Source organism: Streptomyces sp. CNP082 (genome assembly GCF_059570535.1).
The window spans coordinates 1-26,950 of record NZ_JCANSZ010000076.1 but is presented as its reverse complement, the minus strand read 5'-3'; the positions used below and the strand labels follow the sequence as shown (position 1 = coordinate 26,950).

Below are 26,950 nucleotides of genomic sequence, written 5' to 3'. Positions count from 1 at the left end.
CCTCTAGACCCGGACTTCGCGGGTCACCTTTCAGGTCTGTGGCCAGCGGGTTTGTCCGATGTCGGTATCGAGTAGGTCGAGGAGGTGGAGTTGGACGCCGCGGGTTATCTGGACGGTGGGCGGGTCAGTGAGGTTGCCGATCCTCAGGGTGAGTTCGCCGAGGTGGTAGAAGATCATGCGGCCGGTGGGGCGGGCTCGGCGGTTGTCCGGGTAGAGGCCGGTCATGGTCTGGTCGCCGCCGAGGGCGCGTCTGGCCTGGCGTTCGATGAGGCAGAAGACGAGCAGGGCCAGGCAGATGACCTGGATCAGGGCGGCGACGCGCCGGTTGTGCTGCACGAAGACCGGTGCGACCGCCAGGGGGCCTTTGAAGTCGTGGTAGCGGCGTTCGACCGCGCCCTGGCCCTTGTAGTGGACCAGGATCCGGGCCGAGTTGGCCCGCTCGGCCGGGATGCTGGTCAGCAGCGCGTACCAGCCGTCCACGGCGGCCTCGGAGGCCAAGGCTTCCTGGTCGAAGTGCCAGGCCAGGGTGGGCTTTCCGTGTTCGTCTTCGGTGATCGTCCAGCGCAGACAGGAGGTCACATGGCGTTTGGCTGCGATGACTCCGATGCGAGCGGTGATCTTCGAGCCGGTCTTGTAGTGCCGGCCGCCGGCTGCACTCGCGAGTTTGTCCATCTCCTCACCGGCCCGGGCCAGACGCTTCTCGCGGGCTCTGCGCTGGCCCGCTGCAACGGCGGTGGAGTGCACCAGGACCCGGCGCACCCGGTGCACGGGGTCCCGCTTGCGGGGCCCGGTCAGGGTATGGACGTCCTCCAGAACCCGGTAGCTCTCCCGCTGGTCGGCGGGCTTGCCCGCGTCCCGCCCGGGCACCCAGTCCACAGCCTGGGCCTGGGTGAGATCCAGCGCGGCATAGACCTCGTCCTTGACCTGGGCAGCCGGGACGGGGGCGATGAAGTCCACCCCGGCCGACAAAAGCGCGGTGATGTTGGCGTACGACACCAGTTTGGAGTCGGCAACCATCAGGAACTTCTGTTCACCGGCCATGCCTTGCAGGTCCTTCATCGCCCCGACGGCCTGGCTGACCTCGGCCGCTTTGCCGCCCAGGACCCGGGCATGGACGGGGATGCCGCCGTCGGCGGACACCGCAAGCCCCGTCTGGACCTGCTTAAGGTCCACCCGCCGGTCCTTGGGACGCCCGTGGGCAATGACCGGGTACTGCTCGTCCTGGTCCTGGACCGGATAGGCGCCATGGACGGACATGCTGGTCATATCCCAGTGCAGCCGCGACACATCGATGCCGAACTCGGAGATGGCCCGTGCGCCGACGGTGCCCGCGATGGCCTCCAGTTTCGGGGCGATCGCGTCCAGGGCCCGGGCCAGACGGTCGTCGTTGAGCAGATCCGCCTCGATACCAAAGATCTCCTCCACCGCCCAGGTGCGGGCCCAGTCACCGACCCTCACCAGCGGTGCCGGCGAGGTCAGCCGGTTGGCCACCAATGCCTCGACCACCTGCCCATGGGTCAGATGCGCGCTCGCACCCCCCGGGCACACCTCGTCGACGACCCCCGCGACATCCAACCGGCGCAGAAACTCGGCAGCGACAGGCAGAGCGCCCAGACGCTTCTCCACCACGGACATCACCACCACATCAAGGCGCTGACGGACAGACCGTGGCCGCGGGGACCGGGAAGTCATCGACACACCCCACCCAACGCCGAACGACCGACCCGGGACACCCCCGGACCAGTCACACCATACGAATCAACGACCCGCGAAGTCCGGGTCTAGAGCGCGCTCACAGCGGCGTGACGTACGCGCCCGCGATGCCGCCGTCGACCAGGAACTCCGCTGCGTTGACGAACGACGCGTCGTCGCTCGCCAGGAACGCCACCGCGGCGGCGATCTCCTCCGCCTCCGCGAAGCGCCCCGCCGGGATGTGCACCAGCCGCCGGGCCGCGCGCTCGGGGTCCTTGGCGAACAGCTCCTGGAGCAGCGGGGTGTTGACCGGTCCCGGGCACAGGGCGTTGACGCGGATGCCCTCCCGGGCGAACTGCACGCCCAGCTCGCGGGACATGGCCAGCACGCCGCCCTTGGAGGCGGTGTAGCTGATCTGGGAGGTCGCGGCGCCCATGACGGCCACGAACGAGGCGGTGTTGACGATCGAGCCGCGCCGCTGCCGCTGCATGTACGGGATGGCGGCCTGGCAGCACAGGTAGACGGAGGTGAGGTTGACCTCCTGCACGCGGCGCCAGGCGTCGATGCCGGTGGCCAGGATGGAGTCGTCCTCGGGCGGCGAGATGCCGGCGTTGTTGAACGCGACGTCGACCGAGCCGTACGTGTCGTACGCGGTCCGGAACAGCGCCTCGACGTCGTCGGGGACCGTCACGTCGGTGCGTACGAACAGCCCGCCGGTGGCCTCGGCAGCCGCCGCGCCCGCGGCCTCGTCGACGTCGGCGCAGACGACGTGCGCGCCCTCGGCCGCGAGCCGGCGGGCGGTGGCCAGCCCGATGCCGCTGCCGGCTCCGGTGACGACGGCGGTGCGGCCGGGCAGCCGGCGGCAGACGGGGGTCTGGTCGGTCAACGTGCTCACTCCTCGCTGCTGATGAAGACGTTCTTGGTCTCGGTGAACGACGTGAGCGCGCCCGGGCCCAGCTCGCGGCCGAGGCCGGACTGCTTGAAGCCGCCGAAGGGCGTCCAGTAGCGCACGCTGCTGTGGGAGTTGACCGAGAGGTTCCCGGCGGCCACGGCGCGCGAGACCCGGATGGCGCGGGCGGCGTCGCGGGTCCACAGCGAGCCCGACAGACCGTACGGGCCGGCGTTGGCGAGGCGTACGGCGTCGGCCTCGTCGTCGAAGGCGTGGACGACGGCGACGGGGCCGAAGACCTCCTCGCGGCTGACCGGGTCGTCGGGGGGCGCGTCGGTCAGGACGGTGGCGGGGTACCAGTACCCGGGGCCCGCGGGGACGGTGCCGCGGATGGCGGCGGGGCGGGACTCGGCGACGTAGCCGCGGACCCGCTCGCGGTGGGCCGCGGAGATCAGCGGGCCCATCCGCGTCGCGGGGTCCGCGGGGTCGCCGGCGGTGAAGGCGTGGACGGCGGGCTCCAGCAGGGCGAGGAAGCGCTCGTACACGCTCCGCTGCACGAGGATGCGGCTGCGGGCGCAGCAGTCCTGGCCGGTGTTGTCCAGGAACGAGGCGGGGGCGGCGGCTGCGGCGCGCTCCAGGTCGGCGTCGGCGAAGACGATGTTCGGGCTCTTGCCGCCGAGTTCGAGGGTGACGCGCTTGACCTGCTCCGCGCAGCGCGCCGCGATGCGCTTGCCGACGGCGGTGGAGCCGGTGAACACGACCTTCGCCACCTGCGGGTGATCCACGAGCGCGGCGCCCGCGACCGGTCCCGTGCCCGGCACGACCTGGAACAGCCCCTCGGGCAGGCCCGCTTCGAGCGCCAGCTCGGCGAGGCGCAGCGCGGTCAGCGGGGTGGTCTCGGCGGGCTTGAGCACGACGGCGTTGCCGGCGGCGAGCGCGGGTGCGCTGCCCCAGGCGGCGATGGGCATGGGGAAGTTCCACGGGGCGATGACGCCGACGACGCCGAGCGGCTCGGCGAAGGTGACGTTGAGCCCGCCGGCCACCGGGATCTGGCTGCCGGTGAGGCGCTCCACTCCCCCGGCGGCGTAGTCGAGGAGGTCGCGTACGTTGCCCGCCTCCCAGCGGGCGGCGGCCAGGGGGTGTCCGGCCTCGGCGACCTCCAGCCCGGCCAGTTCACCGATCCGGGCGTCGACCTCGGCGGCGAAGCGGCGCAGCAGCCGGGCGCGGTCGCCGGGGGCGAGGGCGGCCCAGCCCCGCTGCGCCTCGGCGGCGCGGGCGACGACGGCGGCGACCTCGGCGGGTCCGGCGGCCGGGACGGCGGCGACGGTCTCCTCGGTGGCGGGGTTGACGACGGTGTGCTCGTGCGGGGTGGCGTGGGGCGGTGCTGGTGCTGCTGCGTCTGCCAAGGGAGTCGACCTCACATGCGCTCGAAGGACCGGAAGCGTTCCCAGTCGGTGACGGCGGTGTCGTACGCCTCCTGCTCGACCCGCGCCATGTTGCGGTAGTGCCGTACGACGTCCTCGCCGAACGCCTCGCGGGCGAGCGTGCTGTCGCTCCACAGCCCGGCGGCGTCCCGGAGGGCGGCGGGGACGTGCGCGGCGTCGCCGGTGTACGCGTTCCCGGTGCAGGCGTCGGGGAGTTCGAGCTTGTGCTCGACGCCGTGCAGCCCGGCGGCGATCATCCCGGCGACGGCGGGGTACGGGTTGACGTCGCCGCCGGGCAGCCGGTTCTCCAGCCGCAGCGAGGCGCCGTGGCCGACGACGCGGATGGCGCAGGTGCGGTTGTCGGGGCCCCAGGCGACGGCGGTGGGGGCGAAGGAGCCGGGCCGGAAGCGCTTGTAGGAGTTGATGTTCGGGGCGTACAGGAGGGTCAGCTCGGGCAGGCAGGCGAGCTGTCCGGCAACGAAGTGCCGCATGGTCTCGGACATGCCGTACGGGGCGGCTCCCTCGTCGGAGCCGTCGGAGCCCTGGGGGGCGGCGAAGACGGGGGCTCCGGCGGCGTCGCGTAGGGACAGGTGGATGTGGCAGGAGTTGCCCTCGCGCTCGTCGTACTTGGCCATGAAGGTCAGCGCCGTGCCCTCCTGGGCGGCGATCTCCTTGGCGCCGGTCTTGTAGATGCTGTGCTGGTCGCAGGTGGTCAGCGCGTCCGCGTAGCGGAAGGCGATCTCATGCTGGCCGAGGTTGCACTCGCCTTTGGCGGACTCCACGGTCATGCCGGCGGCGCCCATCTCGTTGCGGATGCGGCGCAGCAGAGGCTCGACGCGGGCGGTGCCGAGGACGGAGTAGTCGACGTTGTACTGGTTGGCGGGGGTCAGGCCCCGGTACGCACTGTTCCACGCCTGCTCGTAGGTGTCCTTGAAGACCATGAACTCCAGCTCCGTGCCCACGTACGCGGTCCAGCCGCGGTCGGCGAGCCGGTCGAGCTGGCGGCGCAGCACCTGCCGCGGGGAGGCGGTGACGGGCGTGCCGTCGTGCCAGGCGAGGTCGGCGGTGACCATGGCGGTGCCGGGGTGCCAGGGGATGCGGCGCAGGGTGGCGAGGTCGGGGTGCATGGCGAAGTCGCCGTAGCCGCGCTCCCAGGAGGACATGTCGTAGCCGCCGACGGTGTTCATGTCGGCGTCCACGGCGAGCAGGTAGTTGCAGCCCTCGGTACCGTGCGCCAGGACCTCGTCGAGGAAGAAAGGGGCGGCGAAGCGCTTGCCCTGCAGCCTGCCCTGCATGTCCGTGAAGGCCAGGACTACGGTGTCGAGCTCACCGGCGTCGACGAGCCGGCGCAGCTCGGGCACGGGCAGCGCGGGGGTGCGGTCGGAGTCGGTCACGGAAGCGGTCCCCTCTTCTGCGGACGTCTTAAGGTAGGCGTGGATACCTTTGGTTGGGAAGTGGGCAGAGGCGGCGGGTCTCAGAGCGGGGGTCGGGATGACGGCGTTCACCAGCGCGGCGGTTGGCGACGGGCTGCGGACCGTACTGCGTCCGGTGCGCGCGGGCAACGGCTTCGAAGAGGCGCTGGAGCAGATACTCCAGGTGCTGCGCCTGGGCCTGGTGGCGCCGGGCGAGCGGCTGCCCGCGGAGCGGGAGTTGGCCGAGCGGCTGCGGATCAGCCGGGTGACGCTGCGGGACGTGCTGAAGGTCCTGCAGGACGAGGGCCTGGTGGAGAGCCGCCGGGGGCGCTACGGGGGCACGTTCGTACGGGAGCGTACGGCCGCACGCCGGGACGCGCAGGAGGAGTTGCGCCGGCGCACGGAGCGTACGGACCTGGAGGACGTGCTCCGCTTCCGCGAGGTGCTGGAGACCGGCGCGGCGGAGCTGTGCGCCGGCACCGGGATGACCCCGGCGCAGCGGGCCCGGCTGCGCGCCGCCCTTGAGGCCACGCACGACGCGCCGCTGGGCGACTACCGGCGGCTGGACACCCTGCTGCACCTGACCCTGGCCGAACTCGCGGGCTCGCCGCGGCTCGCCGCGCAGTACGCCGCCGTACGGGCCACGGTCAACGAGCTGTTGGACTGCATCCCGCTGCTGGTCAGAAACCTGGAGCACAGCCAGGCGCAGCACGCGGCGCTCGTCGGGGCGGTGCTCGACGGCGACCCCGACGCCGCCCGCGACCTGATGCGGGAGCACTGCGCCGGCACCGCGGCGCTGCTGCGCGGCTTCCTTGGCTGAGCGCCCGGGTGAGCGCCGCCGCGGCCGGGCGGCGTAACAGGACCTTCATGCACGGGGCTTGCGCTCGTCACGTCCGCGCCGCAATGGTATGGGGCCACACCATTACTGCGTCCCACCCTCCGTTGAGGCAGGAGCGGCACAATGAGCGAAGGCACCGAGTCCCGCACGGCACCGCCCGGCCCCCGCGCCGCCCCCGACGACGCCCCCGGCTCCGGCCCCTCCTCCGGCCCCGCCCCGCACGCCGCGGCGGACGACGCCTACCTCCGGCGCCGCGCGCTGCGCGCCGGCAGCGCCGGGCCGCTGCTGCTCACCGGCCTCGGCGTGGCGTACGTCGTCTCCGGCGACTTCTCGGGCTGGAACTTCGGCCTGGCGGAGGGCGGTTTCGGCGGCCTGGCCATCGCCGCGCTGCTGATGGGCGTGATGTACACCTGCCTGGTCTTCGCCCTCGCCGAGCTGGCCGCCGTCCTGCCCACCGCGGGCGGCGGCTACGGCTTCGCCCGCAAGGCGCTGGGCCCCTGGGGCGGGTTCATGACCGGCACGGCGATCCTCATCGAGTACGTCCTCGCGCCGGCCGCGATCGTCATCTTCATCGGCGACTACGTCGAGTCGCTGGAGCTCTTCGGGCTCACCTCCGGCTGGCCCGTCTACCTCGCCTGCTTCGCAATCTTCCTCGGCATCCACCTGTGGGGCGTCGGCGAGGCGCTGCGCTTCAGCCTCGTCGTGACCGCCGTCGCGGTCGCGGCGCTGCTCATCTTCGCCGTGGGCGCCCTCACCGAGTTCAGCGCCGGCTCGCTCGACGACATCCCCGTCGACAACGGCGCCTTCGGCGCCAGCTCCTGGCTGCCGTTCGGGATCATGGGCATCTGGGCGGCGTTCCCGTTCGGGATGTGGTTCTTCCTGGGCGTCGAGGGCGTGCCGCTGGCCGCGGAGGAGACCAGGGACCCGTCCCGTACGCTGCCGCGCGCCATGGCCTGGGCGATGGGCGCGCTGCTGCTGCTCGCCGTCGTCACCTTCATCGCCGCGTCCGGCGCCCGCGGCCCGGCCGCCGTGCAGGACGCGGGCAATCCGCTGGTGGCGGCCCTGCAGCCGGACGGCGAGGCGACGGCGCTCAGCCGGTTCGTCAACTACGCGGGCCTCGCCGGGCTCGTCGCGTCGTTCTTCTCCCTCATCTACGCCGGCTCGCGCCAGCTCTTCGCGCTCTCCCGGGCCGGCTACCTGCCGCGCGTCCTGTCCCTCACCTCCCGCCGCAAGGCCCCGTACCTGGGGCTGCTGGTGCCCGGCGCGCTCGGCTTCGCGCTGGCCGCCGGGACGGGCGACGGCGCCCGGATGCTGAACGTCGCGGTCTTCGGGGCCACCATCTCGTACGCGCTGATGGCGCTCTCGCACATCGTGCTGCGCCGCCGCGAGCCGGGGCTGCACCGGCCGTACCGCACGCCCGGCGGCGCGGTGACCTCCGCGGTGGCGTTCGTGCTCGCGCTGTCGGCGCTGGTGGCCACGTTCCTGGTGGACAAGTGGGCGGCGATGATCGCGGGCTGCGTGTACGCGGTGGCCGTGGGGTACTTCGCCCTCTACAGTCGGCACCGGCTGGTCGCAGCCGCGCCCGAGGAGGAGTTCGCGGCGCTGGCCGAGGCCGAGGCCGAACTCGAACGCTCCTGAGGCGAGGAGGAACCGATGAACCGGCCCCTGATCGGCATCTCCACCTACCTCCTCGACGAGGCCCGGTGGGGCCCGTGGCGCCTGCCCGCCGCCCTGCTGCCCGCCGGCTACCATCGCCTCACCCAGCGCGCCGGCGGCCTCGCCGCGCTGCTCCCGCCGGACGCCCCGGCCCGCGCGCCGGAAACGCTGCGCCGCCTGGACGGCCTGGTCGTCGCCGGCGGCCCGGACCTGGACCCGGCCCGCTACGGCGCCGCGCCGGACGCCCGCACCGACGCCGTCACCCCGACCTCACGCGAGCGGGACGCCTGGGAACTCGCCCTGATCGACGCGGCCCTGGCGGCGGAGCTGCCGCTGCTGGGGATCTGCCGCGGGGCGCAGTTGATGAACGTCCTGCGCGGCGGCACCCTGCGCCAGCACCTGGAGGGCCACCGCGAACAGCCGGGCGTCTTCGGCGCCCACGAGATCAGGCCGGTGCCGGGCACGCGGCTCGCCTCGCTGCTGCCGGAGGCGGTGACGGTCCCGGCGTACCACCACCAGTCGCTGGCGGAGCTGGGCGCCGGCGTGGTCGCGTCGGCGCACGCGGCGGACGGGGTGGTGGAGGCGCTGGAGCTGCCGGAGGCGCGGAGCTTCGCGCTGGGGGTGCAGTGGCACCCGGAGATGGGCGACGACCTGCGGGTGATGCGGGGCCTGGTGGAGGCGGCGGGCTGAGGGAGTCGAGGGGCCGGCCGGCTCAGCTCCCGGGCTTGCGGACGATGCCGCCGTACTCGTAGACGGGCTTGGCGTGCTCGGTGGTGCCGAGGTAGGGCGTGAGAGCCGGGTCGACGGGGGCCAGCGGCGGCTGGAACCGGTCGGGCCGCCAGTCGACGAGATCCACGAGCCCGGGCTCGACCGGCTCCAGACCCGCGACGAGGGCGTCGACCTCGGCGGGTGTCCGGGTCTGCCACGGGATGCCCTTGGCGCGCACGCTCTCGGTCATCGCGGCACTGGTGGCGGGGTCGTCGGTCACCACCTGCGACAGGCACACGCAGCTCCCGGGCCGTACGCGGTCGAGCACGGCGCCGAGCACGCCGACGGGGTCGTCGGCGTCGGGTACGTGGTGCATGACCGACAGGTAGAGCACGGCGAGCGGTTCGTCGAAGTCGATGAGCCGGGTGACGAGCGGGTCGTCGAGGATGGTGGCGGGGTCGCGCAGGTCGCCGTCGATGACGAGGGTGGAGGCGTCCTCGGCGAGCAGCGCGCGGCCGTGGGCGAGGACGATGGGGTCGTTGTCGACGTACACGACGCGGGCGTCGGGGGTGAAGCGCCGGGCGACCTGGTGGACGTTGTTGTCCGTGGGCAGGCCGCAGCCCATGTCGAGGAACTGCCGGATGCCGGCCTCCTGCACGAGCCAGCGCACGGCCCGGAAGAGGAACAGCCGGTTCTCCCGGGTGATATCGAGCCCGGCGGGGAACTCCTGGAGCTGCTTGAGGGCGAACTCCCGGTCGACGGCGTAGTTGTCCTTGCCGCCGAGCAGCCAGCCGTAGACGCGGGCGGACGTCGGCTGGTCGACGGACACGCCGGGTATGAAGGACTGGTCGTCTGCTGACACCGCGCGCTCCCCGCGTCCACTGGACGCCTCAAAGATCAAGAAAAGCTGGAACGAGGGTAACGCAGCGGACGGGACCCCGCCCCTCTACGCACCCGTCCGCGTCAGCGACAGCAGGTCCCGCGCCGGCCCCGAAGGACGCGGGCCCCGCGGCCACACCGCCCGCAGGGCCCGGCCCAGGTCCAGCCCCGCCACCCCCACCGGCACCAGCCGCCGCGCCGCCACCTCGTCCGCCACCGCCAGCTCCGACAGCACCGCCGGTCCCGCCCCCGTGACCGCCGCCGACTTCACCGCCGTCGTCGACGCCAGCTCCAGCAGCGGCACCCCCAGCCCGCCGTACGGGGCCAGCGCCTCGTCCAGCACCTGCCGCGTGCCCGACCCCTGCTCCCGCAGCACCAGCGCCGCCCCCGCCAGCTCCGCCGGCGGCAGGTCGCGCCGCCGCGCCCACGGATGCGACGGCGCCACGACGACCAGCAGCCGGTCGTGCCCGATCACCACGCCGTCCAGCCCTTCCGGCACCCCCGAGCCCTCGACGAACCCCAGGTCCGCCGCCCCGGAGCGGACCTGGGACGCCACCGCCACCGAGTTCCCCGCCTGCAGCGACACCGCCGTCTCCGGCCGCGCCGCGCGCAGCGCGACCAGCCAGCCGGGCAGCAGGTACTCCGCGACGGTGAGGCTCGCCGCCACCCGCAGCCGCGAGTCACGCCGCGCGCGCAGCGCCGCCGCACCCGCGTCGAACGCCTCCGCCGCCTCCACGACCCGGCGGGCCCACTCCGTCACCACGCCGCCCGCATCGGTGAGCCGCGAGCCGCCCGGCGAGCGGTGGACGAGCGCGACGCCGAGCTGCCGCTCCATGGACCGGATGCGGGCGCTCGCCGCGGGCTGGCTCACGCCGACGGCCTTCGCCGCCCGCCCGAGGCTGCCCAGCCGGGCGACGGCGAGCAGCAGTTCCAGCGCCGCCAGATCCGGCACCCGGCGGGCCAGCGACGGCTCCGGGCCGTCCCCGGCCCCGTACTCACTCATAACCCCAGCTTATGAGCCGAGAGAGGAGCGGTCTCTACCGGGCGCCCGCGGCCCCGGCGAGGCTGGCGCCATGGCCGCCACCACGCTCGTACGCCCCCGCCCCGCAGCCCGCGTCCGGCAGCGGCGGTCCACCCGCGACCTCGGCCCGAACTGGTACGCCGCCGTCATGGGCACCGCCATCGTCGCCACCGCCGGCGCCGCGGTCGGCCTGCCCGCCGCCGCGCTCGTGCCCGTCTGGGCGCTCTCCGGCGTTCTCCTCGCCGTGCTGCTTGCCGCGCGCGCCGTGCACTGGGCCCGGCACGCCGACCGCGCCCGGGAGCACCTCGCCGATCCGGCGGTCGCGCCGTTCTACGGGTGCCTGTCGATGGCCTTGCTCGCGGCCGGCGCCGCGACGACGGCCGTGGGCGCGCGGGTGACGGGCGCGGACGCGGCGTTCGCCGTGCACGCCGCGCTGTGGGCGGCGGGGAGCGCGGTGGGGCTGGCGGCGGCGGTGGCCGTGCCGTATCTGATGGTCGTACGCCACCGGGTGCGGCCCGGCGACGCCTCGCCGGTGTGGCTGCTGCCGGTGGTGGCGCCGATGGTGTCGGCCGCGACCGGCCCGGCGCTGGCGCCGCGGCTGCCGGCGGGGCAGTGGCGGGAGACGCTGGTGCTGGGCTGCTTCGCGATGTTCGGGATGAGCCTGCTGGCGACGCTGCTGATGCTGCCGCTGGTCTTCGCCCGGCTGGTGGAGCGGGGGCCGCTGCCGCCCGCGCTGACGCCGGCGCTGTTCCTGGTGCTGGGGCCGCTCGGGCAGTCGGCGACGGCGGCGGGCGCACTGGCGGACGGCTCGGCGGCGGTGCCGGGGGCGTTCGCGACGCTGTACGGGGTGCCGGTGCTCGGCTTCGCGCTGCTGTGGCTGGCGGTGGCGGGGGCGCTGGTCGTACGGGCCGTGCGGCGCGGCATGCCGTTCGCGCTGACCTGGTGGGCGTTCACGTTCCCGGTGGGCACCTGTGTGACGGGCGCGGCGAGCCTGGCGGAGCACACGGGGCTCACGGCGTTCCGCGGCCTGGCGGTGCTGCTGTACGGGCTGCTGGTGGCGGCCTGGCTGACGGCCGCGGTGCGTACGGGGACGGCGGTGGCCCGCGGCGGCCTCCTCGCGGCCCCGGCCCGCTAGCGGCGGACCCGCACTCCCCCGCCCCGAAAACGCCGGAGCGCCCCGCCGCCCCCGTAGAGGGGGGACGACGGGGCGCCCGGCCGGTGGTGCGGCCGTCGGTCAGGACAGCGGTGCGATCCTGTCGACGACCTCGGGGTTGTCGTCCAGCCACGTACGGGCGGACTCCTTCTCCTTGCCCTGTCCGCCGTTCTGGATCTCGACCTCCAGCGAGGACAGCTCCTCTTCCGAGAGCTTGAAGTCCTTCAGCCACTTGTGGAACTCCGGGAAGTCCTCGGCGAAGTCCTTCTTGGCCACGGTGTGGATGTCGTCGCCCTCGCCCCAGGCCCCCTTCGGGTCCTCCAGCTTGGTCAGGTCCCACTTGCCGTAGGCCCAGTGCGGCGACCAGAGCGTGACGACGATGGGCTCCTTCTTGTCGTACGCGCGCTCCAGTTCGGCGAGCATCGAGGACGTGGACGAGGAGACGACCTCCCAGTCCTCCAGGCCGTACTCGTTCACGACCTTGTCCTTCAGGATGCCCATCATCCCGGCGCTGGCCTCGATACCGATGATCTTCCCGCCGAACTCGCCCTTGTGGTCCTTCAGATCCTCAAGGGACTTGATGTCCTTCATGTACGACGGGACGGACAGCTCCAGCGTCGTCGGCCCGTACCAGGAGCCGACGTCGGTGAGGTTGTCGCCGAATCTCTCCCAGTACTGTTCGTGCGTCGTAGGCAGCCAGCCGTCGAACTGCACGTCCATCTGGCCCTCGGCGAGCGCGGTGTAGAGCGGGCCGGGGTCGAGCTGCTGGACGTTGGCCTTGTAGCCGCGGTCCTCCAGCACGTTCTGCCACAGGTACGTGGAGGCGATCGCCTCGTCCCACGGGAAGTAGCCGAGGTTCACGGTCTTGCCCGCGTCCTTGCCCTGCGTGGCGCCGCCGTTGCCGCCGGGCAGCGGGGCGATCTTGTCGACGTAGCCCTCGTTCTGCTCCAGCCAGTCGCGGACGGCCTGCCGCTCCTTGCCCTCCCCGGCGTTGACGATCATCTCCTCCAGGCTGGTGAGCTCCTTCTCCTCCATGGTGAAGTTGCGCAGCCAGTCGGCGACGACGGGCTCGTCCTTCGCGAAACCCTTGCGCGCGGTGGTGTGCACCTCGTCGCCCGAGCCCCAGGAGCCCTTCGGGTCCTCCAGCTTGGTCAGGTCGTACTTGCTGTACGCCCAGTGCGGCGACCACAGCGTGACGACCACCGGCTCCTCGGCCTCGTACGCGCGCTCCAGTTCGGCGAGCATCGAGGACGTGGACGAGGAGACGACCTCCCAGTCCTCCAGGCCGTACTCGTTCACGACCTTGTCCTTCAGGATGCCCATCATCCCGGCGCTGGCCTCGATACCGATGATCTTCCCGCCGAACTCGCCCTTGTGGTCCTTCAGATCCTCAAGGGACTTGANGTCCTTCATGTACGACGGGACGGACAGCTCCAGCGTCGTCGGCCCGTACCAGGAGCCCATGTCCTCCATCTTGTCGCCGAACTTGTCCCAGTACTGCTCGTGGGTGACGGGCAGCCAGGCGTCGGTCTGGAAGTCGACCTGGCCCTCGGAGACGGCGGTGAAGAGCGGGCCCGGGTCGAGCTGCTTGGCCTCGGCCTTGAAGCCGCGCTGCTCCAGCACCTCCTGCCACAGGAAGGTGGAGGCGATGCCCTCGTCCCACGGGATGTAGCCGATGTCGATCTGCCGGCCCTCGCCTACGTCCGTGGAGGCGGCGGCCTGCGGGGGGCCTCCGTCGTCGTCGGACTCGGCCAGGTTCAGCCCGCCGGCGAGCAGCGCCAGCACGACGATGCCGACGGTGGCGATCGCGGTGGTGGGCTTGTAGTGCAGGAACTTCCACCGGTCGACCGCGGCGGCGGTCTTGGCGAGCGCGCGCCGGCCGAGCGGCGAGACGCGCTGGTTGAGCGCGCCGGTCATCCGGTCCAGGTACATGGCGAGGATGACGACGACGAGGCCGCTCTCGAAGCCGGTGCCGATGGCGACCCGGGTGACGGCGTTGTAGACGACCTCGCCGAGGCCGCCGCCGCCGACCATGCCGGCGATGACGACCATCGACAGCGCGAGCATGATGACCTGGTTGACGCCCGCCATGATCGTCGGCAGCGCCAGCGGCAGTTGCACGCGGCGCAGCGTGTCGGCTGGCTTGGTGCCGAACGCCTCGGCGGCCTCGACCAGTTCCGCGTCGACCTGCCGGATGCCCAGCTCGGTCATGCGCACGCCGGGCGGCATGGCGAACACGATGGTCGCGATGATGCCCGGGGTGATGCCGATGGAGAAGAAGATGACGCCCGGGATCAGGTAGACGAAGGCGGGCATCGTCTGCATGAAGTCCAGCAGCGGCCTGACGGCGGTGCTGACGACCTTGTTACGGGCCGCCCAGATGCCCAGCGGCACGGCGACCACCACGGTGATCGCGGTGGCGACCAGCACCATCGACAGGGTTTCCATGGCCTCCGGCCACAGTCGCACCGAGTCGACGACGGCGAAGCCGGCGAACGCGAGCACCGCGGGCACCGGGCCGCGCAGCCAGAAGGCGATCACGGCGAAGATGCCGGCCATGACGAGCGGTTCCGGTGCGTCGAGGACGGCGTTGACGCCGTCGTACATGCCGGTCAGGACGGTGTCGATGAAGTCGAAGAGCCAGCCGAGGTGGTCCTTGAGCCAGTCGACGGCCGACTCGACCCGGGACCCGAAGTCGATCTCAGGCACCTGCGGTCACCTTCTCGCCCTCGTCGTCGCCGGCCTGGTCGCCCAGGATGGACAGCAGCCGGCCGCGCCCCACGAGCCCGACCAGGTCGCCGTCGGCGTCGGTGACGCCGACGGCGTCGTCGCCGGTCGCGAACGGGCCGAACAGCTCGGCCACGGGGGTGTCCTCGGTGACGCTGACGGGCGCGGTCTCGCGCAGCTCCTTCGTCGAGAGGCCGTCCTGCGGCTCCTCCATGATGGAGCCGGCGGTGAGCACCCGGGTGCGGTCGACGTCCTCGACGAAGCGGCGGACGTAGTCGTCCGCGGGCCGGACGAGGATGTCCTCGGGGGTGCCTATCTGGACGATGCGGCCGTCGCGCATGACGGCGATGCGATCGCCCAGGCGCATGGCCTCGTTCAGGTCGTGGGTGATGAAGACGATGGTCTTCTTCAGCTTGGACTGCAGCTCGATGAGCTGATCCTGCATGTCGCGCCGGATCAGCGGGTCGAGGGCGCTGAAGGACTCGTCCATGAGCAGCAGGTCGGCGTCGGTGGCCAGCGCGCGGGCCAGGCCGACGCGCTGCTTCATGCCGCCGGACAGCTCGTCGGGCCAGTGGTGCTCCCAGCCCTTCAGGCCGGTCAGCTCCAGTGCCTCGGCGGCGCGCTTGTCGCGCTCCTCCCGGGGTACGCCCTGGACCTCCAGCCCGTACGCGGCGTTCTCCAGGACGCTGCGGTGCGGGAAGAGCGCGAAGTGCTGGAAGACCATGCTGATCTTCGTGGAGCGCACCTCGCGCAGTTGGCGGTCGGTCAGCGACGTCAGGTCCTCGCCGTCGAAGAGCACCCGGCCCGACGTGGCGTCGAGCAGCCCGTTGAGCATGCGCAGCAACGTGGACTTGCCGGACCCGGAGAGGCCCATGACCACGAATATCTCGCCCGACTCGACGGTGAAGGAGGCATCCACCACCGCCGGGGTCGTGCCCTTCTTGCGAAGTTTTTCCCGGTCCTCGCCGGCCTCTAGTTTGGCGACCGCGTCTTCTGGCCGTTTGCCGAACACCTTGTACAGGTGCTCCGCCTGGAGCCTGCTCACATACACCTCACGCTTCGAACGGAAAAATCGACCTGCCTCCCCCGTCGGCAGGTCGCGGAGTGACGTGGGTTCTGCCCTGATACTTACCGAATTGTCCGTGTATAGACCATCGGTTCACTCCAACTCCGCCGCTGCCCAGGATCCCGATGTCCAAACCTTGGCGTGATCCAGTTCACATAGCGATCAGGTTTGTTCGTATGGCATGCGGCATCATCAGGGGATGACCCGACGCCTGATGCTGCTCGACTCGGCCAGCCTCTACTTCCGCGCGTACTTCGGCGTACCGGAATCAGTCACGGCCCCCGACGGCACCCCCGTGAACGCGGTGCGGGGGCTGCTCGACTTCATCTCCCGGCTCGTCGCCGACCACCGCCCCGACGACCTCGTCGCCTGCATGGACGCCGACTGGCGGCCTCAGTGGCGGGTGGACCTCATCCCCTCGTACAAGGCCCACCGGGTCGCCGAGGAGCACCCCGGAGAGGCGGAGGCGGACGAGGAGGAGGTGCCGGACACGCTCTCGCCGCAGGTGCCGGTCATCGAGGAGGTGCTGGACGCCCTCGGCATCGCGCGGGTGGGAGTGGCCCCGTACGAGGCGGACGACGTGATCGGCACCCTGACCGCGCACGCCGCCGGGCCGGTGGACATCGTCACCGGCGACCGTGATCTGTTCCAGCTCATCGACGACGCCCGCGGGGTACGGGTGATCTACCCCGTCAAGGGCGTCGGCAACGCCACCGTCATGGACGGCACGGCCCTGCGCGAGAAGTACGGCGTCGACGGCTCCGGCTACGCCGACCTCGCCCTGCTGCGCGGCGACCCCAGCGACGGCCTGCCGGGCGTGCCGGGCATCGGCGAGAAGACCGCGGCCAAGCTGCTCGACGCCTACGGCGACCTCGCCGGCATCATGGCCGCCGTCGACGACCCCGCCTCCCGGCTCACCCCGGCGCAGCGGCGCCGGCTCGCCGAGGCGCGGCCGTACGTCGAGGTGGCGCCGAAGGTGGTGCGGGTCGCGGCCGACGTGCCGCTGCCGGCGCACGACCCGCGGCTGCCGCGGACGCCGCGGGACCCGGAGCGGCTTGCGGCGCTGGGGAAGCAATGGGGGCTCGGCGGCTCGCTGGAGCGGCTGCTGACGACGCTGCGCGGCTGACACCGGGCCGCACCGGCGGCGCCGTACCCCAAGCCGTACGACCTGGACGCCGTCCGCCGCGACCGGCCCCGGCGGCGCGTACGCGGCGGCACGATCCGGGCACTGCGGCGCTCAGCCGCCCGTGCCCGGCTTCGTGCCCCAGACGTAGACGTGGTCGTCCTCGCGCAGCAGGTCCCACAGCGCCCTGGCGTCCGCGAGCGTGAGGTTCACGCAGCCCCCGGAGCCCGAGGTGAACACGTCCTCGTCGGTGCCGTGCAGCGCCTGGCCGCCGCCGAAGAACTGCGCGTACGGCATCGGGACGTCGTAGATGGTGGAGACGTGGTCGATGTTGCGCCAGTAGATGCGGTGCCACCCGCCCCGGGTCTCCAGGCCGTCGCGCCCCGTGCGCACCGGCACCGCTGGTACGGGGCGGTGCCCGCCGTGCACGGCGGCTCGTCGCCGGGGGCCGTGGCGGCGTCCGGCGCGGCCACGAGCACCGACAGGGCGGCGGCGGAGACCGCCGCGGAACAGAGTCTGGTCCCACGCATGGCTCACAGGGTCAAGGGCCGCGGCCGTACGGCGGCGCAACACCCCGTGTCCCTCCCACGTTCGGGGCAGCGGCGTCACCCGGTCACGGCGGCGGCGCGGGCGGCACCGCTACGTCCGCTCCAGCGTCCGCGTCACCCCGGCCACCAGCGCTGTTGTCAGCAGCCAGCCGGTGGCGACGAACACGTACGACAGGATCTGGGCCGGCCCGCCGGACATGAACCAGGAGTCGCGCTGGCCGAGGCCCCCGACGGGGATCAGCAGGTCGAGGGCGTAGACGAAGGGTTCGAACTCCGGCCCCTCGCCGGCGCGCACGCGCCTTGAGTCCCCCGCGGCGAAGACCAGGCTGCCCAGGAGCGTGAGCGCCGCCAGCCACAGCCCGGCCAGCCAGGGGCGGTAGCCGAAGCCGACCGTCCCGTCGAGCAGCAGGCTCCATGCGCGGCCCGCGGGGCTCAGGGTGCGGCGGCGGGCGCGCTGTTTGGCGAGCAGCACGCGGCGGGCGTCATCGACGTGCCCGATCTGCCGGTACCAGGCCGCGAGCTGCTCGTACGGTTGCGGGGCGTAGCCCGCGCCGCGGCGGATCCAGTCGAGCCGGCGGGGTACGGAGTCCTGCCCAGCGGTGTGCTGCCCTGCGGGCGCAGCCGCGGACCCCGCCGCTGAACCCGCCGCGGGCCCCGCCGCGGGGCGCGGCGTCGGCGCCGCGGGCGCCGGCCGCTGCGCCGGCCGGATGGAGCCGTACACGAAGCCGTCGAGGTGCACGGTGCCGGGCCAGCGGTCGAGGTCGTCGTGGAGCGTGGTCACCTGCGTGCCTCCGAGCGACACCGGCCCGGCGGGCGGAACGGCCGGGGTGAAGCGGAGGTCGGTGGCGTGCAGCCGGGCGCAGTCGACGCCTGTGCAGCCGCCGAGCCCGGCGCCGTCGAACGTGAGCAGGTCGGCTATCTGCGCGCCGCGCAGCTCCAGGCGGCCCGCCGGGGAGAAGCCGTCGGTGAGCCGGATGGTGGTGATATGGGCGTGGTCGAGGGTGAGGGCGAGGCCGTCCGCGGCACCGATCCGCGCGCCGTCGAGGAAGAGGCCGCCGGAAAGGCGGGCGCCGATGAGCCGGATCCCGCCGCCGCCGGTGAAGCCGTGGGTCAGGAAGACCGCCCCGTCCACCTCTATCCCGCCGGCGAAGACCGACCAGCCTTCCTCCCCCTCGAACCGGGCGCCGTGCAGGAGGATTTCGCCGCTGATCCTGGCGTTGACGGCCATCAGCGCACCGGCGATCCGGCTCCGCCGCAGCGACAGCACGCCCTCGACCCTCGCCATGCGGGCGTCGATGCGGGGCAGCACGCTGTCGTCGATGCGCACACTCGCCGTGGCCGCCGAGTTGAGGACGACCGCCTCGTCCAGGAGGCAGTGCCGCAGCCGCAGCTCGTGGCAGGTCTCCGCCCCGGCCAGGTACAGCTCTCCGGTGACCCGCGCCCCGGACAGCCGCAGCGCGGCTATGGCGCCCGGCTGCGGCGGGTGCGCGCCCAGCAGCAGCGCGGCGATGACCGCGGCCCGTACCGTACGTTCCGGGCCCCAGCCGGCGCCGTCGGCGGGGTCGTCGCGTGCCGCGTCGCCGGTGCGCAGGTCGACCAGGCGGCCCTCGGGAAACGCGGCCCACAACTCCCGCTCCGGGGGCGTCAGATCGTCGTAGGAGATCACCCGGGAAGGGTAGTGCCCGCGCGGCGGAGCGCTGCTGCTCAGGCCACCGAGGTGTACGCCACGACGCCGCGCAGCAGCTTGTCGACCGCCTTGCGGGCGCTGCCCGCGACCGTGCTCTCGGGATCCGCCGCGGCGGACAACTGCCCGAGCACGTCGATCAACTGCTTGCACCAGCGCACGAAGTCGCCCGGCGGCATGTCCGCCTCCCGCAGCACCTCGTCCAGGCTGCGCCCGGACGCCCACTGGTACGCGGCCCAGGCGAAACCGAGGTCCGGCTCGCGCTGGCCGACGCCCTCGGTCTGGTTGATGCGGTGGTCCTCCTCCAGGGCGTCGAGCCCGCCCCAGATGCGCACCATGTCGCCCAGGGCCCGCTTGGCGCCGCCGCCCGGGAGCTTCGGCGGCAGCGCGTCGTCGGCCTGCCGGGACTCGTAGACCAGCGCGGAGGCGCAGGCGGCCAGCTCGGCGGGGCCCAGGCCCTCCCAGACGCCCTCGCGCAGGCACTCCGAGGCCAGCAGGTCCAGCTCGCCGTAGAGCCGGGCGAGGCGGCGGCCGTCGTCGGTGACCCGCTCGCGGCCGTGCTCCTCGGTGATGTAGCCGAGCTCGGTGAGCAGGGCGTAGACGCGGTCGAAGGTGCGGGCGATGGTGTTCGTCCGGCCCTCGATACGCCGCTCCAACTGGCGGGTGTCGCGCAGCAGCCGGTGATACCGCTCGGCCCAGCGGGCGTGGTTCTCGCGGTCGTCGCAGCCGTGGCAGGGGTGGGCGCGGATCGACTTGCGCAGCCGGGCGATCTCGGCGTCGTCGGCGGCGGGGGCGCGCTCCTTGCGGTGCCGCCGCGGCTCCAGGTGGCCGGCCTTGGTGCGCAGGGCGGAGGCCAGGTCACGGCGGGACTGCGGGCTCCGGGGGTTGAACGCCTTGGGGATGCGCATCCGCTCCAGCGGCTCCACCGGCACCGGGAAGTCCATCGCGGCCAGCCGCTTGACCTGCCGGCCGGCGGTGAGCACCAGCGGGCGGGGGCCGTCGTGGTGCTCCAGACCGCGGTGGCCGTTGGTGCGGCCGGCGGGCGTGCCGGGGTCGAGGACGAGGGCGAGGCCGGCGAACTTTCCGGTGGGGACGTGGATCACGTCGCCCGGGCGCAGCTTCTCCAGCGAGCCCGCGGCGGCGGCGCGGCGCTGCGCGGCGCCCTGGCGGGCCAGCTCCGTCTCGCGGTCCTTCAGGTCGCGGCGCAGCCGCGCGTACTCCTCGAAGTCGCCGAGGTGGCAGGTCATCGCCTCGCGGTAGCCGGACAGGCCCTCCTCGTTCTTCTGCACCTGGCGGGAGATGCCGACGACCGACTTGTCGGCCTGGAACTGCGCGAAGGACATCTCCAGCAGCTCGCGCGTACGGTGCCGGCCGAACTGGGCGACGAGGTTGACCGCCATGTTGTACGAGGGGCGGAAGGAGGAGCGCAGCGGGTACGTACGGGTGCCGGCCAGACCGGCGACGTACTCCGGGCTCATGCCGCGCTGCCACAGCACCACGGCGTGGCCCTCGACGTCGATGCCGCGGCGCCCCGCGCGGCCCGTCAGCTGCGTGAACTCGCCGGGCGTGACGTCGGCGTGGGTCTCGCCGTTCCACTTCACCAGCTTCTCCAGGACCACGGAGCGGGCCGGCATGTTGATGCCCAGGGCCAGGGTCTCGGTCGCGAACACCGCCTTGACCAGGCCCTTGGCGAACAGCTCCTCGACGACCTCCTTGAACGTCGGCAGCATCCCCGCGTGGTGGGCGGCGATGCCCCGCTCCAGGGCCTCCAGCCAGTCGAAGTAGCCCAGCACGTGCAGGTCTTCGCGGGGGATCGCGGCCGTGCGCAGCTCGGCGATCTCGCGGACCGCGGCGCGCTCCTCCTCGTCGTTGAGCCTGAGGCCCGCGTAGAGGCACTGCTGGACGGCGCCCTCGCAGCCGGCGCGGCTGAAGATGAACGTGATCGCCGGCAGCAGCGCCTCGGCGTCCAGCCGCTCGATGACCTCGACGCGGCTGGGCGTCCAGATCCGCGAGCGGGAGCGGCGCTCGCGCTCCCGGTCGGCCTCGCGGCCCCGGCCGCGGCGGCGGTCGCGGGGGCCGGACGGGCGGGAGTACTCCTGCCTGGCCAGCCGCAGCAGGTCGGGGTTGACCGCCTTGGCGGGCTCCGGCCGGCCGGCGGCGCCGGTGCGCTCCTCGAACAGGTCGTACATCCGGCGGCCGGCCATCACGTGCTGCCACAGCGGCACGGGGCGGTGCTCGGAGACGATGACGGCGGTGTCGCCGCGGACGGTGTCGAGCCAGGAGCCGAACTCCTCGGCGTTGGAGACCGTCGCCGACAGGGAGACCAGGGTGACGGACTCGGGGAGGTGGATGATCACCTCTTCCCAGACGGCGCCGCGGAAGCGGTCGGACAGGTAGTGCACCTCGTCCATGACCACGTAGCCGAGGCCGAGGAGGGTCCGGGAGCCCGCGTACAGCATGTTCCGCAGGACCTCGGTGGTCATGACGATCACCGGGGCGTCGGAGTTGATGGTGTTGTCGCCGGTCAGCAGGCCGACGTTCGCGGGGCCGTACCGCCGGACGAGGTCGCCGTACTTCTGGTTGGACAGCGCCTTGATCGGCGTGGTGTAGAAGCACTTGCGGCCCTGCTCCAGCGCGAGGTGCACGGCGAACTCGCCGACGACCGTCTTGCCGGAGCCGGTGGGCGCCGCGACCAGCACGCCGCGGCCGTCTTCCAGCGCCCGGCAGGCGTCGAGCTGGAAGGGGTCGAGCGCGAACTCGTACAGCCCGCGGAACGAGCCGAGTGCGGTGGCTTCCTCGGCGGCCCGGCGGCGGGCCGCCGCGTACGCCTCGGCGGGAGGGATGTGCTCGTCGGTCATCGTGAGTACGAGCCTACCGGGCACCACCGACAGCGCACCCGATCTTTCGGACCGCCCCAGGTCAGCGGAGGGCAGCAGGGGTGCCCGGGAGCGCGTCCGGGGCCGGCCGGGCGGGTCAGCGCACCAGCAGCCGGGCCGCGCCCGGCACGCACTCGGCGGTCAGCGGCAGCGGCCCCAGCGGCTCCCCGTCCGCGTACCCGGTGACGCCCGCGGCCGTCAGCGACACCTTCGCGGCCCGGTGCACCGTGACGACCGGATGGGTCAGGTGGGTGCCCTTGTAGACCCGCGGGAAGACCCGCAGCAGGGTGCGCCGGCTGCACCGGCCGACGACGGTGATGTCGAAGAGCCCGTCGTCCATCCGCGCCTCGTGGCAGATCCGCATGCCGCCGCCGTACGACGGACCGTTGCCGACGGCGACAAGCGTTGCTTCCGTCTCGATCTCCGCCCCGTCGTCGAGCTGCAGCTTGTACGGGATCGGGCGGAAGGACGCCAGCTCGGCGACCATCGCCACGTCGTACTTGAACCGGCCGGGCGGCCAGCTCATCCGGTTGCCGCGGTCGTTGACGCGCGAGTCGAAGCCGGAGGCCAGCACCGTGCCGAAGTACGTGTCCCCCGCCTTGCCCAGGTCGATGGCCCGGGTGCTGCCGGCCTCCAGGGCGCCGACGACGACCTCCGCCGCGGCGGCCGGGTCGCGCACGGGCAGCCCGGTGGCGCGGGCGAAGTCGTTGCCGGTGCCCACGGCCACGATGCCCACGGGCACCTCGGTGCCGGCCACGGCCTGCAGGGCGAGGGCGGCCATGCCGTCGCCCCCGACCGATATGAGCGCCCCGGTGCCCGCGGCGACGGCCTCGCGGGCGCCGGCGAGCGCGGTGCCGGCGTCGCGGCCCTGGACGGTGGTCACCTCGTAGCCGGCGTCGCGCAGTGCCTCGGCGACGACGGGGGCGGCCTTGGCACCCCGGCCGCGGCCCGCGGTGGGGTTGACGAACACGGTGATATCGCTGGTCACCCGCGTGACCCTAGCGGTCAGGTGGCGTCGTCGTAACCATTTCTGCGGGGCGTACCGTCCCCGGTCCCGGCACCGCCGGCGCTGTCGGCCTCGCCGGTGGCCTGCTCCGGCAGCGATGCCGAGGCGCTCACGGGCTCCACGTCCCCCACGTCCTCGGGGGTGAGATCGAGGTCGGACGCCTCGTCGTCCGCCGGGCCCCGGGCCGCGATACGGGCCCGGCGGCGGTCGTTGAGCAGGGCGAACCCGGTCGCCATGAAGTACAGCAGGATCACCGGGCCGGCCAGCGCGAACATGCCGATGGGGTCGGTGCTCGGGGTGGCGATGGCACCGAAGGCGACGATGCCCATGATCATCCAGCGCCACCAGCTCAGCATCCGCCGCCCGGTGACGGCGCCGCCCATGTTCAGCATGACGAGGATGAGGGGCAGCTCGAAGGAGAGGCCGAAGACCACGACCATGCGGGTCAGCAGGTCGATGAAGTCGGGGATCGGCAGGAAGTTCCTGGTGTTGTCAGGGGTGAATTCCAGGAGCACCTCGGCGCTCACCGGCAGGATCTTGTACGCGAAGAACGCGCCGCCGACGAAGAGCGGTACACCCACGGCGACGAAGCCCACGGAGTACTTCTTCTCGTTCTGGTGCAGCCCGGGCGCCAGGAAGGCCCAGAGCTGGTACAGCCAGATCGGCGTGGAGATCACCAGCCCGGTCATGAAGGAGACCTTGAGCATGATGGTGAACGGCGAGATGAGGCCGCTCACGGTGAACTCGCCGCAGACTTCCTTCTTGCCCTCGTCGTTGGCGTCGCTCAGCTCGGAGAGCGTGTCGGTGGGACAGCCCACCGAGTCGAGCACCGGTTTCATCAGGAAGTCGATGATGTCCCGGTAGAAGAAGAGCGCGACGATCGTGACGATCAGGATGGCCCCGACGGCCTTCACCAGCCGGTCGCGAAGCTCCCTCAGGTGCTCCGCGAGGGGCATGCGCCCCTCGGGGTCCTTCTCCTTGCGCCCCTTGCGCTCCTTACGGCGGGCAACGCTTAGCAACCCACGTCCTCATCTCGTGCCGCGAGGCCGTCTCCGGCCGCGGTGTGCCCCTGCGGATCGGTCAGCGCTGCTACTGCTGCTTCTGCGCCTGCTGCTCGTTCACCTGCGGCTCGCTCACCGGGCGGGAGCTGGTCACGTCGCCGGGGGCGGCCTGAATGGTCTTCGGAGCGGGCTGCGGCGGGTCCGCGGGAGCGGCCTCGTCCGTCTTGCCCTCGTTCTTCATGGCCTTGGCCTCGCTCTTGAGGATGCGGGCCGACTTGCCCAGCGAACGGGCCATGTCCGGAAGCTTCTTCGCGCCGAACAGCAGGATGACGACGACGAGAATGAGGATGATCTCGGTAGGGCCGAGCCGTCCGAGCATATGCGTCTACCTTCTCACCGAGGCTGCGTGGGTTTGGGCGTGATCGATCGTAACCCGCTGGGGTGAACTCCAGGCAATCCCCCGTCGTACACCAATCGTGGCCCCCGCCTCGCACCGGAGCCGCGACCAGCAGCCTACCTCCCGAAATCCGATCCGGGGAGGTCGTGTCCCGGCCCCGCCTGCCGGGCGACATCCGCCGCCGCGCGCTCAAGATCGCTCGTCAGACGGCTGACCTGCTGTGCCGCGTCGTCCAGGCGGCGGGCGAGCCGGTGCACCTCAAGCCCGACTCGAACCGCGGGAATGGCAAGGGCGACGAGCCCGAGGAAGCCGAGCACGACGGCGGTCATGGGCCACAGCATGGGCGAAGCCTAGCCGCCGGGCCCGCCGGACCCGACACCGGCTTCCGGAAGGGCACAGGTGATACGTACGCAACATCCTGTAAGCCGGAATTGCGAGGTTCACCCCTGATCGTCGTACGCGGCAAGCGCCTTGACCGCCGCGTCGCGCGCGCTGTCCGCCAGATCGCCGGGCGCGACGATCCGCCCGTCCCGCCCCAGCCGCAGCGCCAGCCGGCGCAGCGACGCCGGGTCCGGGGCGCGCAGCGAGATCCGCAGGCCCCCGTCGGGCAGCTCCTCCGCGCTGTCGTGCGGGTAGTACTCGGCGACCCAACGGCCGCCGGGGCCCACCTCGATGACGACCTCGGGGTCCTCCGCGGACGGCTGGACGATGCCCTCCGACAGGTCGCGCAGTTCGACGGGCGGCGGGTCGGCCGGGGCGTCGAGGATCCGGATCGCGGCGACCCGGTCGAGCCGGAACGTACGCCGCGCCTCCGACAGCCGGCACCACGCCTCCACGTAGGTGTGCCCGACGGAGACCAGCCGGATCGGGTCGATCTCCCGCTCGGTCAGCTCGTCGCGGGACGGCGAGTAGTACCGCAGCCACAGCCGGCGGCCCTCCGAGATCGCCCGGTCCACTTCGGCGAAGACCCCGCCCTCGGACTCGAAGGTCACCGACAGGCTGGAGCTGGCCTGCGCCGACTCGCCGGCCGCGGCCTCCAGCTTCGCGGTGGCCCGCAGCAGCGCCTGCCGGTCGCCGGTCCGCAGCCCCGGCAGCGTGGCCACCGCCCGGGCGGCCACCAGCAGGGCGGTGGCCTCATCGGCGGCCAGTCGCAGCGGCTCGCCGGTGCCGGTGGACTCGGGGTTGCGGAACCAGATGCGCTCGCCGTCGGTGTCGATGTCGAGCAGGTCGCCGCCGCGGAAGCTCGTCCCGCACATGGGCAGCACGTCGAGGTCGGAGATCAGCTCGTCCTCGGTGACGCCGAAGGCGCGGGCGACGTCCGAGAGGTACGCGCCGTTGCGTTCCCGCAGATACGTCACCAGCGACAGCATCCGCCGGGTCTGGTCGATGGCACTGGCCACTGCTCCCCCGCTCCCCCTCAGCCCTTGGCCACGGCACGCAGCCGGTCGATGACGTCGGCCCGCAGTTCGGCGGGCTCCAGGACGACCACGTCGGGCCCGAACTCCACCAGCCAGGCGTCAAGACCGTGCCCGTACGGGATCTCCAGCTCGTCCCAGCCGGGGAGCACGGCCTCGCGGATGCCGTACGCGCGGGCGCGCAGCGGGTAGCCGGCGCCGGCACGCAGCCGGATCAGAGCCGAGCGGTCCGCGATCTCGCCGGCCCAGCGCTCGACGGTCTCGCGCACGGTCACCCGGTCCGGCACCTCGGCGGTGAAGCCGCGCCCGCGGTTGCGGACCCGGCCGGTGATGCGTGAGAGCCGGAAGACGCGCTCGGCGTCCCGGCCGCGGTCGTGGCCGACGAGGTACCAGTGGCCGCGCCAGCACTCCAATTGCCACGGCTCGACGTGCCGGTCCTCCGGGCGGGCCGCATTGGACTTGCGGTACGGAAAGACGACGGGCCGGCGGTCGCGGCAGGCGAGCATCAGCGGCTCGAACGCCGCCTCACGTACCGGAATCCGCGGCTCCAGCGCGCTGACCTGCTCTGCCGCGCCGGCCTCGGCTCCGTCGGCGGCCCCGGCGAGCGGCATCCCGGCCGCGCGCAGCTTCTGCAGCGCCCCGCTGGCCGCACCCGCGAGCCGGGCCTGCTGCCAGACTTTCGCGGCCACTGTGAGGGCGGCGGCCTCTTCCGCGTCGAGGGTCACGGGCGGCAGCCTGTTGTTGTCCCGGCGGGCCAGGTAGCCCGGCTCGCCGTCCAGGCTCTCCACGGTGTCGATGACCATGCCCAGCTCGCGCAGGTCGTCCTTGTCCCGCTCGAACATCCGGTTGAAGGCGTCCTCGCCGGAGGTGTCCGAGCCGAACGCGGTGCCGCGGCCGGGTCCGAAGGCTTCCACGTACGCCTCGATGGACGTGCGCAGCTCACGCTTGCTGAGCGGGCGGCCGGTGCCGAGCAGGCACAGCGCCAGGCACATCAGCCGCTCCGCCTTGGCGATCGCCATCGAGGGGTTCTCCTTATTGCGCGTCCGGGGCAGGCCGTGGCCGCCGCCGGCGGCCGTCGTCCGCACGTGTCGCTGATGTTCGCAGAGAACGACCGTACTCCGCCTGGGCCCGGCGGCCAAAGCGAAGGCCCCCGCCGTCTGGACGCTGTTGGTTAATCCGCCCCGCTGGATCTCATCCAGCGGGGCGGAGTGCTGCGAAGGGTGAGACGCGGGTGCGGGCGAGGGGCCTGCCGGTGAGCCAGGCGTCGATGCGGGCGAGGTTGATGGCGGCGCCGGTGAAGTGGTGCTGGAGCCGGGTCTTGGCGAGGCCGCGGTAGCGGGATCTGCGCAGGCCGAAGGCTTGGACGCCCTGGGAGATGGTGCCCTCGACGCCAGCGCGGTGTCCGTAGCGGCGGCGCCAGTGGTCGGTGTCCTGT

23 protein-coding genes are annotated in these 26,950 nt (G+C 72.7%); 5 read left to right on the top strand and 18 right to left on the bottom strand.

The annotated features are described in order from the left end of the window. Positions 1 to 30: 30 nt before the first annotated feature. The 4 genes from B124_RS33960 to B124_RS33945 form a co-directional block, all read right to left on the bottom strand. The gene (locus B124_RS33960; RefSeq protein WP_496500751.1) at positions 31 to 1,635 is read right to left on the bottom strand and encodes an IS1634 family transposase; all 1,605 of its coding nucleotides are present in this window, start codon (positions 1,633 to 1,635) and stop codon (positions 31 to 33) included. 157 nt (positions 1,636 to 1,792) lie between these two features. Next, complete coding sequence (locus tag B124_RS33955; protein WP_496506870.1) at positions 1,793 to 2,578, bottom strand: 3-oxoacyl-ACP reductase; 786 nt, start codon at positions 2,576 to 2,578, stop codon at positions 1,793 to 1,795. Positions 2,579 to 2,583: 5 nt separating this feature from the next. Continuing rightward, positions 2,584 to 3,987: an aldehyde dehydrogenase family protein gene (locus tag B124_RS33950; RefSeq protein WP_496506869.1), complete on the bottom strand. Its 1,404-nt coding sequence runs from the start codon at positions 3,985 to 3,987 to the stop codon at positions 2,584 to 2,586. An 11-nt stretch (positions 3,988 to 3,998) separates the two neighbouring features. After that, entirely contained in the window at positions 3,999 to 5,399 is a 1,401-nt protein-coding gene (locus B124_RS33945; RefSeq protein WP_496506868.1) for a glutamine synthetase family protein, read from the bottom strand. A 97-nt stretch (positions 5,400 to 5,496) separates the two neighbouring features. On the opposite strand from B124_RS33945, the gene B124_RS33940 reads away from it, so the two are divergent. The 3 genes from B124_RS33940 (at position 5,497) to B124_RS33930 (ending at position 8,601) form a co-directional block, all read left to right on the top strand. Beyond that, entirely contained in the window at positions 5,497 to 6,237 is a 741-nt protein-coding gene (locus B124_RS33940; RefSeq protein WP_496506867.1) for a FadR/GntR family transcriptional regulator, read from the top strand. 141 nt (positions 6,238 to 6,378) lie between these two features. After that, entirely contained in the window at positions 6,379 to 7,893 is a 1,515-nt protein-coding gene (gene eat, locus B124_RS33935; protein ID WP_496506866.1) for an ethanolamine permease, read from the top strand. Positions 7,894 to 7,908: 15 nt separating this feature from the next. After that, positions 7,909 to 8,601 (top strand): gamma-glutamyl-gamma-aminobutyrate hydrolase family protein, encoded by a 693-nt coding sequence (locus B124_RS33930; protein ID WP_496506865.1) that lies wholly within the window; start codon positions 7,909 to 7,911, stop codon positions 8,599 to 8,601. Between the two features lie 22 nt (positions 8,602 to 8,623). Here B124_RS33930 and B124_RS33925 read toward each other — a convergent pair whose 3' ends face one another. Both B124_RS33925 and B124_RS33920 read right to left on the bottom strand, forming a co-directional pair. Then, on the bottom strand, positions 8,624 to 9,481 hold the full coding sequence (locus B124_RS33925; RefSeq protein ID WP_496506864.1) for an SAM-dependent methyltransferase: 858 nt from the start codon (positions 9,479 to 9,481) through the stop codon (positions 8,624 to 8,626). An 84-nt stretch (positions 9,482 to 9,565) separates the two neighbouring features. Then, positions 9,566 to 10,501: a LysR family transcriptional regulator gene (locus B124_RS33920; protein ID WP_496506863.1), complete on the bottom strand. Its 936-nt coding sequence runs from the start codon at positions 10,499 to 10,501 to the stop codon at positions 9,566 to 9,568. 70 nt (positions 10,502 to 10,571) lie between these two features. On the opposite strand from B124_RS33920, the gene B124_RS33915 reads away from it, so the two are divergent. Then, entirely contained in the window at positions 10,572 to 11,654 is a 1,083-nt protein-coding gene (locus B124_RS33915) for an SLAC1 family transporter (RefSeq protein ID WP_496506862.1), read from the top strand. A gap of 99 nt (positions 11,655 to 11,753) precedes the next feature. On the opposite strand, the gene B124_RS33910 is transcribed toward B124_RS33915, so the two are convergent. Then, a complete protein-coding gene (locus tag B124_RS33910; RefSeq protein ID WP_496506861.1) occupies positions 11,754 to 14,381 on the bottom strand; it encodes an ABC transporter permease/substrate binding protein in 2,628 nt (875 codons plus the stop codon). Beyond that, a complete protein-coding gene (locus tag B124_RS33905; protein WP_496506860.1) occupies positions 14,374 to 15,444 on the bottom strand; it encodes a quaternary amine ABC transporter ATP-binding protein in 1,071 nt (356 codons plus the stop codon). The genes B124_RS33910 and B124_RS33905 overlap by 8 nt, the downstream gene beginning before the upstream one ends. A 235-nt stretch (positions 15,445 to 15,679) precedes the next feature. On the opposite strand from B124_RS33905, the gene B124_RS33900 reads away from it, so the two are divergent. Beyond that, positions 15,680 to 16,591 (top strand): 5'-3' exonuclease, encoded by a 912-nt coding sequence (locus B124_RS33900; RefSeq protein WP_496506873.1) that lies wholly within the window; start codon positions 15,680 to 15,682, stop codon positions 16,589 to 16,591. 111 nt (positions 16,592 to 16,702) lie between these two features. Here the strand turns inward: B124_RS33900 and B124_RS33895 are convergent, their stop codons facing one another. The 10 genes from B124_RS33895 to B124_RS33850 all read right to left on the bottom strand — a co-directional run. Beyond that, positions 16,703 to 16,981 (bottom strand): L,D-transpeptidase, encoded by a 279-nt coding sequence (locus B124_RS33895; RefSeq protein ID WP_496506859.1) that lies wholly within the window; start codon positions 16,979 to 16,981, stop codon positions 16,703 to 16,705. Between the two features lie 246 nt (positions 16,982 to 17,227). Further along, positions 17,228 to 18,802 carry an oxidoreductase gene (locus tag B124_RS33890; protein WP_496506858.1) on the bottom strand — a complete coding sequence of 525 codons (1,575 nt, stop codon included), beginning with the start codon at positions 18,800 to 18,802 and terminating at the stop codon, positions 17,228 to 17,230. Positions 18,803 to 18,840: 38 nt separating this feature from the next. Further along, entirely contained in the window at positions 18,841 to 21,678 is a 2,838-nt protein-coding gene (locus B124_RS33885) for a DEAD/DEAH box helicase (RefSeq protein WP_496506857.1), read from the bottom strand. Positions 21,679 to 21,793: 115 nt separating this feature from the next. Further along, positions 21,794 to 22,684, bottom strand: a complete 891-nt coding sequence (locus B124_RS33880) for a diacylglycerol kinase (protein ID WP_496506856.1) — start codon at positions 22,682 to 22,684, stop codon at positions 21,794 to 21,796. A 17-nt stretch (positions 22,685 to 22,701) separates the two neighbouring features. Next, positions 22,702 to 23,658, bottom strand: a complete 957-nt coding sequence (gene tatC / locus B124_RS33875; protein ID WP_496506872.1) for a twin-arginine translocase subunit TatC — start codon at positions 23,656 to 23,658, stop codon at positions 22,702 to 22,704. A 133-nt stretch (positions 23,659 to 23,791) separates the two neighbouring features. Then, complete coding sequence (gene tatA, locus B124_RS33870) at positions 23,792 to 24,082, bottom strand: Sec-independent protein translocase subunit TatA (protein WP_496506855.1); 291 nt, start codon at positions 24,080 to 24,082, stop codon at positions 23,792 to 23,794. A gap of 134 nt (positions 24,083 to 24,216) precedes the next feature. Then, entirely contained in the window at positions 24,217 to 24,429 is a 213-nt protein-coding gene (locus tag B124_RS33865; protein ID WP_496506854.1) for a hypothetical protein, read from the bottom strand. 111 nt (positions 24,430 to 24,540) lie between these two features. Further along, complete coding sequence (locus B124_RS33860; protein WP_496506871.1) at positions 24,541 to 25,470, bottom strand: helix-turn-helix transcriptional regulator; 930 nt, start codon at positions 25,468 to 25,470, stop codon at positions 24,541 to 24,543. A gap of 47 nt (positions 25,471 to 25,517) precedes the next feature. Beyond that, entirely contained in the window at positions 25,518 to 26,534 is a 1,017-nt protein-coding gene (locus B124_RS33855; RefSeq protein ID WP_496506853.1) for a helix-turn-helix transcriptional regulator, read from the bottom strand. Positions 26,535 to 26,706: 172 nt separating this feature from the next. Further along, on the bottom strand, positions 26,707 to 26,950 hold a 244-nt coding region (locus B124_RS33850; protein ID WP_496506852.1), incomplete at its 5' end, for a transposase.

What these genes read in the sequence shown, in the direction of transcription:
- B124_RS33960 (WP_496500751.1), bottom strand. Translation starts at nt 1,635, where the DNA reads ATGTCCGTGGTGGAGAAGCGTCTGGGCGCTCTGCCTGTCGCTGCCGAG.
- B124_RS33940 (WP_496506867.1), top strand. Translation starts at nt 5,497, where the DNA reads ATGACGGCGTTCACCAGCGCGGCGGTTGGCGACGGGCTGCGGACCGTA.
- eat (WP_496506866.1), top strand. Translation starts at nt 6,379, where the DNA reads ATGAGCGAAGGCACCGAGTCCCGCACGGCACCGCCCGGCCCCCGCGCC.
- B124_RS33930 (WP_496506865.1), top strand. Translation starts at nt 7,909, where the DNA reads ATGAACCGGCCCCTGATCGGCATCTCCACCTACCTCCTCGACGAGGCC.
- B124_RS33920 (WP_496506863.1), bottom strand. Translation starts at nt 10,501, where the DNA reads ATGAGTGAGTACGGGGCCGGGGACGGCCCGGAGCCGTCGCTGGCCCGC.
- B124_RS33915 (WP_496506862.1), top strand. Translation starts at nt 10,572, where the DNA reads ATGGCCGCCACCACGCTCGTACGCCCCCGCCCCGCAGCCCGCGTCCGG.
- B124_RS33900 (WP_496506873.1), top strand. Translation starts at nt 15,680, where the DNA reads ATGCTGCTCGACTCGGCCAGCCTCTACTTCCGCGCGTACTTCGGCGTA.
- B124_RS33885 (WP_496506857.1), bottom strand. Translation starts at nt 21,678, where the DNA reads ATGACCGACGAGCACATCCCTCCCGCCGAGGCGTACGCGGCGGCCCGC.
- tatC (WP_496506872.1), bottom strand. Translation starts at nt 23,658, where the DNA reads ATGCCCCTCGCGGAGCACCTGAGGGAGCTTCGCGACCGGCTGGTGAAG.
- tatA (WP_496506855.1), bottom strand. Translation starts at nt 24,082, where the DNA reads ATGCTCGGACGGCTCGGCCCTACCGAGATCATCCTCATTCTCGTCGTC.
- B124_RS33865 (WP_496506854.1), bottom strand. Translation starts at nt 24,429, where the DNA reads ATGACCGCCGTCGTGCTCGGCTTCCTCGGGCTCGTCGCCCTTGCCATT.
- B124_RS33860 (WP_496506871.1), bottom strand. Translation starts at nt 25,470, where the DNA reads ATGCTGTCGCTGGTGACGTATCTGCGGGAACGCAACGGCGCGTACCTC.
- B124_RS33855 (WP_496506853.1), bottom strand. Translation starts at nt 26,534, where the DNA reads ATGGCGATCGCCAAGGCGGAGCGGCTGATGTGCCTGGCGCTGTGCCTG.